This window comes from Pseudomonas sp. MF08817 (assembly GCF_059862705.1).
In genome coordinates this window covers 62,785-78,742 of record NZ_JCBCUY010000013.1, presented here as the reverse complement: position 1 = coordinate 78,742, position 15,958 = coordinate 62,785, and the positions used below count along the sequence as shown (strand labels likewise).

Sequence of the window (15,958 nt, the reverse complement as noted above, 5' to 3'; positions counted from 1 at the left end):
GGCGGTCTAGAAGGGCTCACCGAAAGGTGGGCCCTTTTTTGTGCTTCGGATTTCTTGCAGAACGTTCACAAAGTATCGGGTTCGTTCACACTGGACAATGTGAGCGTTGGTTGCACGCTGGTGTTGTTGCGGTCAGGGCAGAGCTGGAGTCAGGCAATGTTCATTGAGAGTGATGCCGAGAATGACAATTTCATTGTGCATTTCGACTGTGCCTTCCAGCACCTCCTTTACCCAGTAGCTCTTAAATTCCCTGCTGTGATATTTGAAAGCCGCTACCTGCGCTCCACCTCCAAGATATTCGCCAGTACCTTTTTCGTACTTTTGTGATGGCTGGTGCGAGATGAGTTGACGGTGTTTGATGGTGTTGCTGAATCCAGCGAGATATTGAAACCAATGAAGCTTGGTGACTCGTGTTAGTTCCGTTCTCAGTTTGCCTTCGGGAAGGCCATCACGCACCTTGCCGATGGTGCAATCCTTTATGTGTAATGGTTTGGGTACTGCGAGCTCGTTAACTATCTGAGCAAAGATGTCAAATGCGGTGTCGCCACGTTCGTACAAGCGGCTGTCGATGTCCTCCAGTGCGACGGTCTGTAGCTTGGCACGGTGCGCAGGCTTTGCGCGAAGGCTATCAGGCCGGCCGTTACCGCTGTGGCGCGGCGGAACAAGTCCGCCGAGCTCTGTGGCCACGGTGAGTCATGCCGCTGCGGGTTTTGCCCCTGTTCGATTGAAGACCTGCTTGAGTGCCCTCATACCATTGCAACATCGTCGCAAGAGGATCGCGGCCAATTCCGCGTAGGGAGGTGCCGCACTGAGGGCGGGTGTAGTGCGAATTGGCGTGCGCCAATGCCGTGAGCCTCTCCATCTTCTCCGGTGCTGCAATGCCCTCGCGATTGAGCGCCATTCTGTTGGGTGCACGCACGTTCTCAAGCCTTGCTCAGCCCAGGTGCAACCGGCTCCATGGCTTGTGGCCGGGCGTTTGAGCGCGCACGCAGTGTATGCCGAAGTTTCAGCGCCGGTTTTTCAACACAGTAGTAGGTCACCCCACTTAACAAGAAAGACAGCACCAGCACCGCACAAATAATCGGGACGCTGTATTCAACAGGCCAGAAGTGGCGCAGTGCATACATCACCACAAAGTGGTTGAGGAACACGCCATAACTGATGTTCCCGAAGAACTCGTCAATGGGGTGGTACTTGAGTTTGCTCAGCAGGTACACCGCTGGAATGCCCACGGCGATACCTAGGGTGACTTCGGCATTGAGTATGAGGCGCGTTATAGCGCCGGACATGATGGCCAGGAACAAGAGGGCAGCCACCAGGGTGGTGGTCGCCACGATGAACAACTCTTTTGTTTTAGCCTGGTACAGGTAACTGCCGCACAGAAAGATGAACAAAACTCCCGGCAGCAACCGATAGCCATAGATGTCGTTGTCGATCTTGCCGATGAAGGCAACGGAAAAAACCAATAGCGACGCGAGAAAAAAACCGCCGCGTACCTTGTAAATCAGCAGGAACGGAATCAACAGGTAGAAGCACATTTCAAGCCCAAGGGACCAGGCAGGGGGCAGGATTTGCGGCAGGGTGATGCCGTACATGTAGAAGCCAAGTGGCAGGATCGGCAGGCTGGTCAGGATGTTCTTAGCCGTGAGGGTGGCCGCTTGGGGCGTGCCGGGCAACATGAAGTAAATCACCAGGCAGGACATGACGAAATAGACGATGAACTGCGGGTACAGCCTCAAGAGGCGGTCAAGGTAGAACAGCCCCACTTTATCTAGGCTGCGGTAATGACGCTCAATCAGCGACGTCATCACAAAGCCGCTGATGATAAAGAACGATATAACGGCGACCACACCTAAGTTGACTCCCCAGAACTTCACGCCCATATGGGACAGCGCCACCAGCAGCGCCAGCAATAGTCGATAAGCACCCACACTAAACTCCTTTTTTATATTTATTAGAGGGCAGCCGGGCTATCGGCTTGTGGCCCTTGCGCCCATGGCTTTACTTCAACGGCTTTTCAACAAACACCATACAGCCTCACTGGCGATTCTTATTGTTTCGTCCGTGGCCCCCCGTTGCGCGATGTCAACGTGATGGCAGTATCCCTGTAGATCCCGCGTAATTAAAGAGGGCGCGTGTGGGAAAGGGCTGGTAATGCGAGCCGAAAGCCTGCGGGTGCTTAAAGCGGTTGGCCGACGACATACCGACTCGGCACCTCCCCCAAGACCCGTTTGAATACGGTGGCGAAGGCGCTGGAGCTGCTGTAACCGAGTTCTAGGGCCACCTGTGTCACCGGCTCGCCGTTTCCCAGCCGGGCCACTGCGGCCAGCAGGCAGGCCTGTTGGCGCCATTGCAGGTAGCTGATGCCGGTGTGCAGTCTGAAGAGGCGTGTGAAGGTGCGTCGGCTCATGGCGCTGCGTTGGGCCATGGCGTCGATGCTGATTTCCTGGGAAGGGTGGGCGAGGAACTCCCGGCAGGCCTGCGCCAAGCGAGGTTCTTTGGGCAACGGGGCGTTGAGGGAGAGTGCGGGCATCGCGGCAATTTCATGCAGCAGCAAGCCCATCAGGTGGCCATCGTGGCTCGTGGGGCTGTAGTGCGTGGGGACGTGGATGGCTTTCATCAGCAACTGGCGCAACAGGGGCGATACCTCGACGACCTGGCAGTGCGCCGCGAGCCCGAGGCGTTGCCCGGCCTGTGGGTGAATGTAAGTGTTGAGCATGGTGACCGGCCCGCGCATGTGCATGGAGTGCTGCACTTGGGCCGGCACCCAGATGCCGCGCTGGGGCGGGACGACCCAGTTGCCTTCGTCGGTGAACACCGTGATGACGCCGCGTGCGGCGTAGGCGAATTGCCCGCGTTGATGGGTGTGCGCGGCGAACAACTGAGCGTCGGCGTACTCGCAAGCGGTCACAACGGCGTCGCGCTCTACGTTCTGGTCAGGGTCGAGGGTGGCATTGTTCATGGCCTGATTTTAATAGTATTTGTCCCTGGCCTGAAAGCGGGCCATTTCCTAGTACGGCATATTCCCCGCCGTATCGCGCCATTGCGCTTCGCTATCGGGGGAAACACAGGCCACCATGCAGAAAAAACACATCCTACTCGCCGTCCTGGTGACGGCCGTTTGGGGGCTGAATTTCCCCATCACCAAGCTCGGCCTTGCCGGCATCGACCCACTGCTATTGACCGCGCTGCGCTTCACCCTGGCCGCGTTGCCCTGGGTGTTTTTCATCAAGCGGCCGCAGGTTGCCCTGCGCTGGTTGGCGGCTTATGGGTTGATTTTTGGCGTCGCTATGTGGGCCCTGATTAACCTGGGGATCGCCCTGGGGGTGCCGCCGGGCAGCGCGTCGCTCTTGATCCAGTTCAGCGCGTTTTTCACCTTGGGGTGGGGCGTTTTGCTGTTCCACGAAAGCCTCACACTGCCCCAGGTGCTCGGCATGCTGCTGGCGGCGGTGGGGCTGGTGGGCGTCGTGCTGGACGGCGCCGGGCCAGGCACGGCCCTGGGTTTTGCCCTGGTGCTGGCCAGTGCCTTGGCCTGGAGCCTGGGCAATGTGGTCATCAAGGTGTCGAAGGTGCGGGAGATTTTTGCGTTTGTGGTGTGGGCCAGCCTGTTTGCCCCTGTGCCGCTGTTCCTGCTGACGTGGTGGCTGCACGGTGCGGCGCCCTTTACGGCGCTGCCGGGGCAGTTGCACGGGGTCACGCTGTTTTCCCTGGCCTTCCAGGTGTATGGCGCCACGCACCTGTGCTACTGGGGTTGGAACCTGTTGTTGCGCGAATACCCGGTGTCGCGGGTGGCGCCGCTGTCGCTGCTGATTCCGGTGTTCGGCATCGTCAGTTCCCTGCTGATGCTCGGCCAGCGCCCCAGTGCTGCGGGTTTGGCTTCGATGGGGCTGATTTTGCTGGCGCTGTTCATCGGCTCGCGGCCCGGGCGGGTGCTGTGGGCGCGGCCCAGGCTAGGGTGAGCAGGCTTTAGTCTTGCGGCAGGTTGTTGAAGATTTTTTCCAGCGTGGCGTTGAGCTTGGTGATCTGTGCTTCGGTCAGGCCCTTGAAGCTGGTGCGGAAGATGTCGCTGGTGCCGTGCTGGATCTCTTCGATGGTATGGCGCCCGGTTTCGGTGAGGGAAACCTGGGTCACCCGGCCGTCGCTGGCGCAGGTGTTGGTTTCGACCAGGCCGTCGGCTTTCATGCGGTAGACGATTTTGGTGATGGTCGAGAGCTTGGCGATGGCGTGGATGGAGATTTCCGAAATGCTCGATTCGCCGTTTTCCTTGAGGATGAACAGGATCCGCCAGCGCGGGATGTCCATGTCGATTTTCTTCAGCGCTTTCTCCATGGCCATGGAGTAGCGTCCATGCAGGCGAGCCAGCCAGTAGAAGGGGAACTCTTCTTTCTTGAAGTCCTCACTGGCGGGGTTGTATCGGCTCAGGCGCTTTTTCGGGGTGGTCATAAAGGTTGGCGTAGTCTTTCTGGTGAGCTTGGGTGGGGTCGCGGGCGCCATTGTCGCGCTGCCCGCGGCAAAAGACCAGCGCACGCCAGGCCTGGGGCACTGCGGCGGAGCGCCTCAGCCCTGGAGAAACCGCTGGGCCAGGTCGAGTTGGGAGTTGGCCAGTTGATGCAGCTCATCGCCGATCTGGGTACTGCGCCGGGATTGGTCGCTGCTGGTCTGCGCCAGGCTAACGATCTGGGCGATCTGCCCGTTGATGTCCTGGGCCACCTGGCCTTGCTCTTCGATGGCCGAGGCCATCTGTAAACTCATCCCGGAAATCTGCCCGACCTCGTCGCAGATGCGCCGCAGGGCGGCTTGCACCTGGGTCACGTCCTCGCGCGATTGCCGCGCGGCCGACTCGCCCCGTTGTGCCGTGGCCAGGGCCAGGGCGCTGCCGTCACGTAGCTGCTCGATGGAGCGCTGGATCTGCTCGGTGGATTCGCGAGTGCGGGTGGCGAGGGTGCGTACTTCGTCGGCGACCACCGCAAAGCCACGGCCGCTCTCACCGGCGCGGGCCGCTTCGATGGCGGCATTGAGCGCCAGCAGGTTGGTCTGTTCGGCGATGCTGCGGATCACATGGGCCACGCCGCTGATGGACTCGATGGATTCGGCCAAGTGGTCCACGGCCTCGCCAATTTCCTCCACTGAGGTGCACAACCCGGTCATCGAGCGCTGGCTCTGCCCGGACAGGCGATCGCCGTCGCGGGCCAGGCGATCCACGGCCTGCGTGGCCTGGGCCGTGTGTTGCAGGTTGCGCGACAGTTCCTGGATGGTTGCGCTCATTTGCTCCACCGCGGCGGCGGATTGCTCGGCTTCTTCGAGTTGCCGTTGCAGGTGGCCCGACTGGGCTTGCACCAGGTGGGACGATTCCTGTGCCCGTTGGCGCACGGTTTCGCCGTTGATCTGGATGCGCGCCATGACCGTGCGCATCCGCGTGTTCTGGCTGTTGAGGGCCATGTCGAAACAGCTGGCGATGCCGTTGCTGTCATCGTGCAGCGGCGCCAGCAAGGCATCGCTGTAGACCTGCGCGTGCCGGGCCATGACCCGGCGGCCATCGGCGTGCAGTTTGGCGCGGCCCTGGCAGGCCGCCGCGAACACGCCGCCCAGCACCAGCAGGCCCGGTATCAGGTCGATCTGCCCACCCAGCAGGGCGCCGCTCACCGCCAACCCCAGCAGCCAGGCGATGCCGTGGCTGCTGGCGTGTTCGCGCACTTGCCGGGCAACGCTCAACGGGCCATGGCCGTCGTTCAGCCGGCGGTAGAGGCGTTGCGCCCGCAGGCTCGTGGCCGGGTCCAGCGGGTGGTACACCGTGCCCAACGCATTCAACTGGCCGTCCTCGAACAACGGCACCACATAGAGGGTGCGCCAGAAGCTCAGGCCCTGTTTGTCGCGGCCCATCACCGGCGCCGTCCAGGGCACGCCACTGTGCAGGGTTTGCCACATGCGCTCGATGACGAGCGCGGGCATTTGCGGGTGGTTGATGAGTTCGTGGGGCTGGTTGAGCAACTCCTCCCGGGTGTAGCCGCTGAGCGCCAGGTAGGCGTCGTTGCAGGCCAGCAGGTGGCCGCGGGTGTCCAGGCGCGAAATCGGCAGTTCCGCTGGCGCGGCCACGAGGGCCGGCGCGGTATGTTCCTTTGGGTTAGCCACGCGATGCTCCTGCGATTACCAGCACTGGCCGCGTTCGGCGCGCATTTTGCGCACCATGGCGTCGAAGAACTTCACCGCAAAACCGCTGTCGCGGATAAGCATGGCGGTGAGCTCGGCGCATTTTTCGCTGATGGCCTCGGGCAGCGGGTTGTCTTCCCCGCCCAGGGCGCCGGCCTGGCATTGGATCTCGGCGGCACGCTGCACCGTCCACAGCAGGAAGAACGCCTTGGCGATGCTGCTTTCGCCCACCGCGATGCCGTGGTTGCGCAGCACCAGGATGTGCTTGTCGCCGAGGCTGTCGATCATCCGCGCCTTTTCGTCATCGAACAGGGTGATGCCCTCGAACGTGTGGTAACCGATGCGCCCGTAGAGCTGTGCGCCGTAGAAGTCGTGGTGGGCGAAACCGGCCTTTTTCATGACGATGGCCGAGATAGGCGTGGTGTGGGTGTGGATCAGGCACTGGATGTCCTCCCGCGCGCCGTGCACCGCACTGTGCAGGGCGAAACCGGCGGGGTTGGCGTCGTAGGGCGAGTCTTCGAGTTTCTTGCCGTGCAGGTCGACCTTGAGCAGGTTGGCCGGCGTCACCTCGGTGTAGTTGAGGCCGAACGGGTTGACCAGGTAATGGTGGGCCGGGCCGGGCAGGCGCGCGGAGATGTGGTTGAAAATGGTTTCGGTCCAGCCGAAGAAATCCACCAGGTGGTAGCACTGCGCAAGTTGCACGCGCAGCGCCCATTCGGCGTCGTCGCAGGTGAGGGGTTGGGCCAATGGCGATGGGTTCATGTCGCAGTCCTTGTGGCAGTGAGTCAGGGGTGGGCCTGTTCGCCGCGAAAGCGGGCCAGGGTGATGAGGTGCCGGGTGACGGGCATGGGGATGGCCATGCTGTCGGCCAGTTCCAGGACGGCGTCGCCGATGGCGGCCAGCTCCAGGCCCCGGCCTTTTTCGTAGTCTTGCAGCATCGAGGTGCGCACCGCGCCCATGGCGGCGCCCAGTTCCAGAAAGGTCTGCGGGTCGATGCTCACCCGGGCGCCGTAGGCAGCGGCCGTGAGCAGCGCTTCGTGCAGGCAACTGCTCACCAGGTCACGCAATTGCGGCAGGCTGTAGAGCTGTTCCAGGGTGGCGCCGGTAATCACCGAGAGCGGGTTGGAGGTGAGGTTGGCGATGATCTTGGTCCACAGGTTGTCGCGGATGCGCTCGGTGGCCCGCGCCTCGATGCCCACGCTTTCCACCAGCGCGCGCACTCGCTCCAGGCGGGGGCTGAGGCGGTTGTCGGGCTCGCCGAAAATCATCAGGTGCGGGGTGTGGGACTCGGCCACGGCGCTGGCCGGGCAGTGGGCGGTGATGAACACCACGCAACCGATGACGTGGCGCAGGTCCAGGGCCTGGCTGAGCGCCGAGTCGGGATCGACCGCGTTGACCCGCTGCCCGTCGAAGCGCCCGCCCTCGCCGTGGAAGTACCACCAGGGCACCCCGTTGACCACCGGCACCACCACCGTCTCGGCGCCGATCATCGGTTGCAGTTGCGCCAGCAGCACGCCCAGGGCCTGGGCCTTGGCGCAGACAAAAATCAGGTCCTGCTCGCCCAGGCTGGCGGCGTCGTCGCTGGCCTCGACCTGCACGTGGTGGTGGCCGTCCAGGTCGGTCAGGTGGATGCCGTCGCGCTGGATTGCGGCCAGGGTTTCGCCACGGGCCAGGACTTTGACCGTGTGGCCATGGCCCGCCAGGCGGGCGGCGAGGGTGCAGCCGATGGCACCGGCACCGGCAATGCCGATGCGCAGGGGGGAAGGGTTCATCGCGACTCCGGGTGTTCACAAGGCGGCGCCATTGCCGGCGCCGGGGTAGGGCGTGGCTCAGGTGGCGAGCATTTCCTGGTGCTTGCTGGCCAGGCCCAGGTAGGCCTCGATCACCCGTGGGTCGTCGGCCAGTTGCCGGGCCGGGCCCTGCATGGCGATCTGGCCGGTTTCCAGCACGTAGGCGTAGTCGGCCACCCGCAGGGCGGCGCGGGCGTTCTGCTCCACCAGCAGGATCGACACCCCTTGCTCGCGCAGGGCGGTGATGATGCGGAAAATCTCCCGGGTAATCAGCGGCGCCAGGCCCAGGCTCGGTTCGTCGAGCATCAGCAGTTTGGGCTTGGCCATCAACGCCCGGCCCACGGCAAGCATCTGCCGCTCGCCGCCGGAGAGGGTCGCGGCCAGTTGTTCGCGGCGTTCCCACAGGCGCGGGAACAGTTCGTAGATTTCCCCCAGGGTCTGGCTGTAGTTCCGCTCGCCCCGGCGATGGCGCTGGAAGGCGCCCAGTAGCAGGTTGTCGGCCACGCTCATGCTGGTGAACAACTCGCGTTTTTCCGGCACCAGGCCCAGGCCACGGGAAACCATCACTTCCACCTCGGGCAGGGTTTGCAGGCTGCCGTCGAAATGCACTTGGCCGCGTGAGCCGAGCACGCCCATGATCGCCGACAGCAAGGTGGTCTTGCCCGCGCCGTTGGGGCCGATCACGGTGACGATCTGGCCCTTGCCCACGGTCAGGCTGGCGTCACTCAGGGCTTCGACCTTGCCGTAGGCCACGCTCAGGCCCTTGATGTCGAGCACGGCATCGTCCACCCGGTTGCGCGGCGCGAGTTGCGGTTGCACTGGCATGTTCATCATTCCACTCCTCCCAAATAGGCTTCCAACACCGCCGGGTCCTTCTGTACGTCTTCGGGCAAGCCTTGGGCGATGCGTTGGCCGAATTCCATGACCACCACGCGGTCCACCAGGCCCATGACGAAGTCCATGTCGTGTTCCACCAGCAAAATCGCCATGCCTTCGCTGCGCAGGCGGCTGAGCAGCAGGCCGAGGGCTTCTTTTTCTTTCAGGCGCAGGCCCGCGGCGGGTTCGTCGAGCAGCAGCAGGCACGGGTCGGCGCACAGGGCGCGGGCGATTTCCAAAATGCGCTGTTGGCCCAGGGCCAGGCTGCCGGCCTCTTCATACAAGTAGTCGCCCAGGCCTACGCGCTCGAGCTGGCGCTTGGCTTCGCCGAGCAGGGCCGCTTCTTCGCGCCGCTCCAGGTGCAGGGCCGCGGACATCACGCCTTGCTGGCCGCGCAGGTGGGCGCCGATGGCGACGTTCTCCAGCACACTCATGTTGCCCAGCAGTTTTACGTGCTGGAAGGTGCGGCTCATGCCCATGCGCGCCACTTGCCGCGAGTTGAGGCCGTTGATCTTCTGGCCCCTGAACAGCACCTCGCCGCTGCTCGGTGTATCGACACCCGAGAGCTGGTTGAACAAGGTGCTTTTGCCGGCGCCGTTGGGGCCGATCAGGGCGAGGATTTCCCCCGAGTGGATCTCCAGGCTCATGTCGTTGTTGGCCACCAACCCGCCAAAGCGCTTGGTCACGTGGCGTGCCTCCAGGATCAGCTCGCCGTGCTTGGGCAGCTCCCGGCACGTCAGCGGCGCGGCGTCGGTATCGACCGTCTGCACCTTGTTACGCACCTTCAAGCGGGCGGGCACCAGGCGCATCAGCAACGGCCACAAGCCTCCCGGTGCGCGCTGCATCAGCACCACGATGAGGATGCCGAACACGATGATTTCGTAGTTGCCGGTGTTGCCCAGCAGGTGCGGCAGCCAGTCCTGCAACCATTGCTTGAGCAGGGTCAGGATGCCCGCGCCGAGCAGTGCGCCCCACACGCTGCCCACGCCGCCGATCAGGGCCATGAACAGGTAATCGATGCCCATGTTCAGGCCAAAGGGCGTGGGGTTGACGAAGCGTTGGGTGTGGGCATACAGCCAGCCGGAAACGGCGGCGAATACTGCCGAGATGACGAAGATCACCATCTTGGAGCGAAAGGTGTTCACCCCCATCGCCTCGGCCATCACCTGGCCGCCCTTGAGGGCGCGGATGGCGCGGCCTTCGCGCGAGTTCAGGAGGTTCTGGGTGATGACGATGGCGAGCAGCAGCAGGGCCCAGATCAGGTAGAACATGTTCTCGCCCTTATCCAGCTTCAGGCCGAACAGGGAAACCGACGGCAAGCCGCCGACGCCGGTGTGCCCGCCGAGGGATTCGAGGGTGCCGAACAGGTAATACAGCGACAGGCCCCAGGCAATGGTGCCCAGCGGCAGGTAGTGCCCGGACAGTTTCAGGGTCAGCGCACCCAGCACCAGGGCCACCGAGGCGGTGAGCGCCACGCCCACCAACAGGGTCAGCCAGGGCGACACCGCGGCCCAGGCCAGCCAACCCGGCAATTGCTCGGCGGTGGTCAGGTAGGCCGAGGTGTAGGCGCCCAGGCCGACGAACGCGGCCTGGCCGAAACTGGTCATGCCGCCGACGCCGGTGAGTAGCACCAGGCCCAGCACCACCAGGGCGTACATGCCGATGTAGTTGAGCAAGGTCACGTAGTAGGGCGGCAACAGCAGCGGCGCGACGCCCACCACCAGCAACAGGGCGAGTAACAGATAGCGTGGGTTCATTCTTCTTCCTCCACATGACGGCTGGTGAACGAACGCCACAGCAGGAACGGAATAATCAGGGTGAACACGATGATCTCTTTATAGGTGCTGGCCCAGAACATCGAGAACGCTTCGATCAACCCCACCGCCAGGGCGCCGACGGCGGCCACCGGGTAACTGACCAAGCCGCCGATGATGGCGCCGACGAAGCCCTTGAGGCTGATGACGAAGCCGGAATCGAAATAGAGGGTGGTGATTGGCGCGATCAAAATCCCCGACAGCGTGCCAATCAGGGCGGCCAGCAGGAAGGTGGACTTGCCCGCCAGGGTCGGCGAAATACCCATCAGCCGCGCGCCCATGCGGTTTACCGCCGTGGCGCGCAAAGCCTTGCCGTAGAGCGTGCGCTCGAAGAACAGGTAGAGGCCCACGATCAACCCCAGCGACACCGCCAGCACCCACAGCGTCTGGCTGTTGAACGTCACCGGGCCCAACTCCAGCCCGGCCTCGGAGAACGGCCGGGTGCGTGCGCCTTCGGGGCCGAACAGCAGCAGGGCGATGCCGACCATGCTCACGTGCACCGCGATGGAGACGATCAGCAGCACCAGGGAACTGGCCGAGGCAATCGGCTGGAACACCAGGCGATAGATCTGTGGCCCCAAAGGCACCACCAGCGCCAGGGTCAGCAGCGCTTGCACTGCCATCGGCAATTCGGCCAGGGGCAAGGTATGGATCAGCACCGCCAGCAGGGCGGCGTAGGCAAGCTTGAAAACAACGCGCCGGGGGAAACGAAAGGCCTGGCTCGAACGCGCCGCACCCCACAGGTCGAGGGCGCAGTCGAGCAACGTCAGGCCCAGCAGCAACCAGACCAGGGCGGTGGGGTGGCCGCTCTGCAAGGTGGCCATGGTCAAGGCGCCGTAGGTCACGAACTCACCCTGGGGGATCAGCAGGATCCGGGTCACGGTGAACACCAGGAGGATCGACAGGGCCAGCAGCGCGTAGATCGCGCCATTGGTCATGCCGTCCTGGCCCAGCAGCATGGCTATCTGGAAATTCATAAATGAGAGCTCTTTCTACCGATTGAATATCAGGCCCGCAGGCCGACCCGGGTCAGGCGTCGGCACGCGGGCAGGGCGACCGGTGTCGATCAGTTATCGCGCAGCAACTTCCAGGTGCCGTTTTTCACCACGATCAGCTCGCGGCCGCGCTGGTCGAAGCCGCTGTGGTCTTGCGGCGTCATGTTGTAGACCCCTTGGGTGCCGGCCACTTCATGGCTTTGTTCCAGGGCATCGCGCAGGGCCGCGCGAAACTGCGGGGTGCCGGGGGCGGCCTTGCTCGCGGCAATCGGGATCGCTTGCTTGAGCAGCAGGCCGGCGTCGAAGGTGTTGCCGCCGAAGGTCGCCGGTTGGCTACCGTTGAGTTTTTCGTAGGCCTGGGTGTAGTCGCGGGCGATGGTCTTGGACGGATGGCTGTCGGGGATCTCATCGAGCACCAGCATCAGGCTCGCGGCGAGGATGGTGCCTTCGACCTTCTTGCCGCCCAGCTTGAGGAAGTCCGGCAGCGCCGCGCCGTGGGTCTGGTAGACCTGGCCGCGATAGCCCTGGTCGAACAGGGTGGTCTGCGGCATCACCGCCGAGCTGCCCGGCGCGGCCACCAGTACCGCGTCGGGGCGGGTGGCGAGAATTTTCAGGCTTTGGCCCGTCACCGACGTGTCCTGGCGCTGGAAGCGCTCGTTGGCCACGACCTTGATGTTCTGCTGCGCGGCCAGGCCGGCCATGACCTTGGCCCAGTTCTCGCCGTAGGGGTCGGCGGTGCCGATGAAACCGAGGGTCTTCACGCCTTTTTTGGCCATGTGCTCGAACAGCGCGGTGGCGATCAGGTCATCGTTTTGCGTGGTCTTGAACACCCATTTCTTCTGCTCGGTCATGGGCAGCACCACAGCGGCGGTGCCCACCGGCGCCAGCAGTGGCACGCCAGCCTCGGCGACGAACTGGATCACCCCCATGGCATTGGGCGAGCCGCTTGGGCCGATGATGGCATCGACATTTTCTTCGTCGATCAGCTTCTTCAGGGCCTTCACCGTGGCCGTCGGGTCGCTGCCGTCATCCAGCGAGATGTACTTCACTGCTTGGTCGCCTGCCTGGGTGGGCAGCAGGGGCACAGTGTTTTTCTGCGGCAGGCCAACCAACGCAATCGGCCCGGTGGAGGAGGTGATGACACCGATTTTCACTTCGGCTTGCGCAGCGGTGGCGCAGGCGGCACTCAACAACAACGTGGACACGGCTTTTCTGAAAAACATGACTTTCTCCGAAGAGTTGCAACGCTGCAAAAGGCTAATTGGCCAGCCGCCTCGACCACGCGGGGTGCGAGCACGGCCCAAGGTGCGGCCCTATTTGTTTTTTTGGTGAACGGTTGCTGTGCCCAGGCTCTGTTACCGAGCCGCGAGGCTGCCAGCGACCCTGGGTGATCGGTCGGAGGCGTTGAGGGCAAAAGCAGATTGCATGCCAGAAATTTCCTGGTGCATGGCAAAAGGCTGTTACCGCGACCGGGGTAACACCGCCTCGACGACCCTGCGGCCAGGGGCCGGAAAGTGGCTACTGGAAGGCCATCATCGGACGCTGAAAAACCGGCAGCACACCAGGCCGAACAAGGCTTTGATCTGGATCAAGAAAGCGGCCGAGGGCCGCGGAAACGGGTTTTTTAACGGGCAAAAAATGCCTGTTTTTTAGGTGTTTTTTACGCCTGTTTTTGCCCTGAATTATTTTTTTGTTCGGCAACTTTTTCCGAAATTAGAACCTGGGGATTTTTCCGGATAATTGCGCGGTAACGCTCATGGTTAATTATTTAACATGCTGATTTATATGAATAAAAATATTATTTTCCGGAGTTTTACGGCCTTTTTCCGGTGTTACCAAACTGCACGCGGATGGTGCGAAACAGCAAAATTTGCACCGAAAATACACACTCTTTTATTTGGTAAAATTCAATTGACAATTCACGTAAATATTATGATTTTAGATTTAAGCGATTACCCGGGCCCCACGCTCAGGTCGTCCGTTCTGGCGGCACCTAACAAACAGGTACAAGCGCATGTCGATCGTTGTCGAGGATTTAGCCTTAGGAGCAAACGGCCTGTCGGTCATGGTCAAAGACACCATCGACATCGCCGGTTACCCGACCCGTGCTTCAAGCCGTGCATTGGCTGATGCCCCGGCCGCGGCAGAACATGCCCAGGTGGTGGCGGCATTGCTGGCGGCGGGCTGGCGGGTCACCGGCAAAACCAGCCTGCATGAACTGGCCTTCGGCACCACCGGCCTCAACGCCTGGACCGGCACCCCGGCCAACCCGCGTTATCCGGGCTACATCCCGGGCGGTTCTTCCAGTGGTTCGGCGGCGGCGGTGGCGGCGGGGCTGTGCGATGTGGCCCTGGGCACCGACACTGGCGGCTCGGTGCGCATACCGGCGGCCTGCTGCGGTGTGTTTGGCCTTAAACCCACCTTCGGCCGTGTCAGCCGCCAGGGTGTGATGCCCGCCCGCAGCAGCCTCGATTGCGTGGGGCCGCTGGCGCGGGACATGGACAGCCTGATCGCGGCGATGCACGCCATCGCCCCCACCTTCACCACACCCAAGTTGCCCCACAGCCTGACCATTGGCGTGGTCGGCGTAGCGGCCTGTGCCCCGGTTCAGGTGGCCGTGAGCCAGGCCCTGGCCCGCTGCGGCTGGCCGTTGGTGGCGCAATCACTGCCGGGCATGGCCGCTGCTTATGGTGCGGCAATGGCGGTCATCAACGGCGAAACCTGGGCCGCTTGCGGCCATCTCCTGGCAACCGGCCATGTCGGCAACGACGTCGCCGAGCGCCTGCGCGCCGCCAGCCTGACCTCGCCTCAAGCCTTGGCCGATGCCGACATTATCCGCCGCGCCTTTACCGCAGAAGTGGACGCAGCCCTGGCCGTCACGCCGATCCTGGCCCTGCCGACCATGCCCGATTTGCCCTTGCTGGTCGCCGATGCGGCCGACACCCGCGCCGCCCTGGGTATGACGTCCCTGGTGCGCGCTTTCAATCTGTCCGGCCACCCGGCCCTGAGCATCCCGTTGCACAGCGCTTCGGGGCTGCCGGTAGGCCTTCAACTCATTGCCGCCCATGGCGCGGACGAACTGCTGTGCGCAGTCGCCCGCGAACTGGCCCGGCGCCTGGAAGAGTAAATCGTGATGCTGACTATGGAGAAACCCATGAACGCGCCAAGCGAGCTGAATCAACAGCGTTGCGTGCCGATCACGGCCAATGAAGCGTTTCAACAGTTGCTGGCCGAGATCCGTACCCGCGCCCGCAGCGAAGAGTTCGACCAACAGAAATTCATCTCCCAGGACATCATCGAGCGCTTTCGCACGCTCGGTGTGTACCGTGCCCTGGTGCCCAAGCGCTTTGGCGGTGACGAGCGCTCGCCCGCCGAGTTCTGCCAAATGGTCGAAGACATCTCGGTGGCCGACGGCTCGGCCGGTTGGGTCGCAAGCTTCGGCATGAGCCCGGTGTACCTGGCGGCGCTGCCCCTGGAAACCATCAAGAAGATTTACGCCGACTCGCCCGACGTGGTCTTCGCCGGCGGCATCTTTCCACCCCAACCTGCGGCTTTTGTCGAGGGCGGGTTGGAGGTCAACGGGCGCTGGAAGTTCTCCAGCGGCTGCATGGGCGCCTCGCTGATCGGCGTCGGCATCAGCCCGAAAAACGGCGAGATGCTTGGCCTGCCACGCCTGGCGGTGATGCCACGGGAAAAAGTGCGCATCGAGGAAACCTGGAACGTCGTGGGCCTGGTCGGCACCGGCAGCCACGACGTGGTGGTCGAAGGTGTGGTGGTACCGGAGGAGTGGACCTTCGTGCGCGGCGGCCCGGCCAACCTGGACGAGCCGTTCTTCCGCTACCCGTCGCTGTCTTTTGCCACTCAGGTGTTGTCGGTGGTGGGCCTGGGCGTGGCCCGTGCGGCCCTGGACGAGTTGAGCGGCATGGCCAGCGGGCGCATCTCGGTAACCGGCGCGCCGTCGTTGTCCGACCGGCCCCTGGCCCAGGTCGAAATGGCCAAGGCCGAAGCCTCCCTGCGGGCGGCGCGTTCGTGGTTCTACCAAGCCATCGACGATGCCTGGGCCAGTGTCCTGGCGGGCGACCCGGTGAGCGTCGAGCAGACCAACATGCTGCGCCTGTCCTCGACCCACGCCACCCGCGTGGCAGCCGAGGTGGCGCGCACCGCGCAAATGCTCTCGGGCATGAGCGGGGTCTACCGCACCAGCCCGCTGTCGCGCTTTGTCAACGACACCCAGGTCATTACCCAGCACGCCTTCATGGGCGACATGACCTACCAGAACGCCGGCGCGATTTTCTTCGGCAACAAGCCGCTGCCCGGCTACCTGTAATTTTTCTCA

Annotated in this window: 15 protein-coding genes; 4 read left to right on the top strand and 11 right to left on the bottom strand. The window is 63.1% G+C overall.

The window, feature by feature from the left end:
* Positions 1-132: 132 nt before the first annotated feature.
* The 3 genes from AC19YR_RS10200 to AC19YR_RS10190 form a co-directional block, all read right to left on the bottom strand.
* Complete coding sequence (locus AC19YR_RS10200; protein WP_500598301.1) at positions 133-687, bottom strand: hypothetical protein; 555 nt, start codon at positions 685-687, stop codon at positions 133-135.
* 236 nt (positions 688-923) lie between these two features.
* The gene (locus tag AC19YR_RS10195; RefSeq protein ID WP_095111064.1) at positions 924-1,931 is read right to left on the bottom strand and encodes an acyltransferase family protein; all 1,008 of its coding nucleotides are present in this window, start codon (positions 1,929-1,931) and stop codon (positions 924-926) included.
* A 248-nt stretch (positions 1,932-2,179) separates the two neighbouring features.
* Positions 2,180-2,962, bottom strand: a complete 783-nt coding sequence (locus AC19YR_RS10190) for an AraC family transcriptional regulator (RefSeq protein ID WP_095111065.1) — start codon at positions 2,960-2,962, stop codon at positions 2,180-2,182.
* 115 nt (positions 2,963-3,077) lie between these two features.
* Here AC19YR_RS10190 and AC19YR_RS10185 point away from each other — a divergent pair, with 115 nt between their 5' ends.
* Entirely contained in the window at positions 3,078-3,959 is an 882-nt protein-coding gene (locus tag AC19YR_RS10185) for an EamA family transporter (protein ID WP_095111066.1), read from the top strand.
* A 7-nt stretch (positions 3,960-3,966) separates the two neighbouring features.
* Here the strand turns inward: AC19YR_RS10185 and AC19YR_RS10180 are convergent, their stop codons facing one another.
* From AC19YR_RS10180 to AC19YR_RS10145, 8 genes are all read right to left on the bottom strand, one after another.
* Positions 3,967-4,443 carry a MarR family winged helix-turn-helix transcriptional regulator gene (locus AC19YR_RS10180; protein ID WP_095111067.1) on the bottom strand — a complete coding sequence of 159 codons (477 nt, stop codon included), beginning with the start codon at positions 4,441-4,443 and terminating at the stop codon, positions 3,967-3,969.
* A 114-nt stretch (positions 4,444-4,557) separates the two neighbouring features.
* A complete protein-coding gene (locus AC19YR_RS10175; RefSeq protein WP_500598339.1) occupies positions 4,558-6,093 on the bottom strand; it encodes a methyl-accepting chemotaxis protein in 1,536 nt (511 codons plus the stop codon).
* A 51-nt stretch (positions 6,094-6,144) separates the two neighbouring features.
* Entirely contained in the window at positions 6,145-6,909 is a 765-nt protein-coding gene (locus AC19YR_RS10170; protein WP_500598299.1) for a class II aldolase/adducin family protein, read from the bottom strand.
* 23 nt (positions 6,910-6,932) lie between these two features.
* Entirely contained in the window at positions 6,933-7,919 is a 987-nt protein-coding gene (locus tag AC19YR_RS10165; protein ID WP_500598298.1) for a ketopantoate reductase family protein, read from the bottom strand.
* 57 nt (positions 7,920-7,976) lie between these two features.
* On the bottom strand, positions 7,977-8,768 hold the full coding sequence (locus AC19YR_RS10160) for an ABC transporter ATP-binding protein (protein ID WP_095111070.1): 792 nt from the start codon (positions 8,766-8,768) through the stop codon (positions 7,977-7,979).
* Complete coding sequence (locus AC19YR_RS10155; RefSeq protein WP_095111071.1) at positions 8,768-10,570, bottom strand: branched-chain amino acid ABC transporter ATP-binding protein/permease; 1,803 nt, start codon at positions 10,568-10,570, stop codon at positions 8,768-8,770. Before AC19YR_RS10155 ends, AC19YR_RS10160 begins: the two co-directional genes overlap by 1 nt.
* Positions 10,567-11,604, bottom strand: a complete 1,038-nt coding sequence (locus AC19YR_RS10150) for a branched-chain amino acid ABC transporter permease (protein ID WP_095111072.1) — start codon at positions 11,602-11,604, stop codon at positions 10,567-10,569. Before AC19YR_RS10150 ends, AC19YR_RS10155 begins: the two co-directional genes overlap by 4 nt.
* Positions 11,605-11,693: 89 nt before the next feature.
* A complete protein-coding gene (locus AC19YR_RS10145) occupies positions 11,694-12,845 on the bottom strand; it encodes an ABC transporter substrate-binding protein (RefSeq protein WP_500598295.1) in 1,152 nt (383 codons plus the stop codon).
* Between the two features lie 202 nt (positions 12,846-13,047).
* On the opposite strand from AC19YR_RS10145, the gene AC19YR_RS10140 reads away from it, so the two are divergent.
* The 3 genes from AC19YR_RS10140 (at position 13,048) to AC19YR_RS10130 (ending at position 15,949) form a co-directional block, all read left to right on the top strand.
* Positions 13,048-13,275, top strand: coding sequence for a hypothetical protein (locus AC19YR_RS10140; RefSeq protein ID WP_500598293.1), 228 nt, complete (start codon positions 13,048-13,050; stop codon positions 13,273-13,275).
* A 361-nt stretch (positions 13,276-13,636) separates the two neighbouring features.
* A complete protein-coding gene (locus tag AC19YR_RS10135) occupies positions 13,637-14,749 on the top strand; it encodes an amidase (protein ID WP_095111074.1) in 1,113 nt (370 codons plus the stop codon).
* Positions 14,750-14,776: 27 nt separating this feature from the next.
* The gene (locus AC19YR_RS10130; RefSeq protein ID WP_500598292.1) at positions 14,777-15,949 is read left to right on the top strand and encodes an acyl-CoA dehydrogenase family protein; all 1,173 of its coding nucleotides are present in this window, start codon (positions 14,777-14,779) and stop codon (positions 15,947-15,949) included.
* Positions 15,950-15,958: the final 9 nt, after the last annotated feature.

Excerpts from the sequence above, each read along its gene's own strand:
- AC19YR_RS10190 (WP_095111065.1), bottom strand. The coding sequence starts at position 2,962 with ATGAACAATGCCACCCTCGACCCTGACCAGAACGTAGAGCGCGACGCC.
- AC19YR_RS10185 (WP_095111066.1), top strand. The coding sequence starts at position 3,078 with ATGCAGAAAAAACACATCCTACTCGCCGTCCTGGTGACGGCCGTTTGG.
- AC19YR_RS10180 (WP_095111067.1), bottom strand. The coding sequence starts at position 4,443 with ATGACCACCCCGAAAAAGCGCCTGAGCCGATACAACCCCGCCAGTGAG.
- AC19YR_RS10170 (WP_500598299.1), bottom strand. The coding sequence starts at position 6,909 with ATGAACCCATCGCCATTGGCCCAACCCCTCACCTGCGACGACGCCGAA.
- AC19YR_RS10165 (WP_500598298.1), bottom strand. The coding sequence starts at position 7,919 with ATGAACCCTTCCCCCCTGCGCATCGGCATTGCCGGTGCCGGTGCCATC.
- AC19YR_RS10160 (WP_095111070.1), bottom strand. The coding sequence starts at position 8,768 with ATGAACATGCCAGTGCAACCGCAACTCGCGCCGCGCAACCGGGTGGAC.
- AC19YR_RS10155 (WP_095111071.1), bottom strand. The coding sequence starts at position 10,570 with ATGAACCCACGCTATCTGTTACTCGCCCTGTTGCTGGTGGTGGGCGTC.
- AC19YR_RS10150 (WP_095111072.1), bottom strand. The coding sequence starts at position 11,604 with ATGAATTTCCAGATAGCCATGCTGCTGGGCCAGGACGGCATGACCAAT.
- AC19YR_RS10145 (WP_500598295.1), bottom strand. The coding sequence starts at position 12,845 with ATGTTTTTCAGAAAAGCCGTGTCCACGTTGTTGTTGAGTGCCGCCTGC.
- AC19YR_RS10140 (WP_500598293.1), top strand. The coding sequence starts at position 13,048 with ATGCCAGAAATTTCCTGGTGCATGGCAAAAGGCTGTTACCGCGACCGG.
- AC19YR_RS10135 (WP_095111074.1), top strand. The coding sequence starts at position 13,637 with ATGTCGATCGTTGTCGAGGATTTAGCCTTAGGAGCAAACGGCCTGTCG.
- AC19YR_RS10130 (WP_500598292.1), top strand. The coding sequence starts at position 14,777 with ATGAACGCGCCAAGCGAGCTGAATCAACAGCGTTGCGTGCCGATCACG.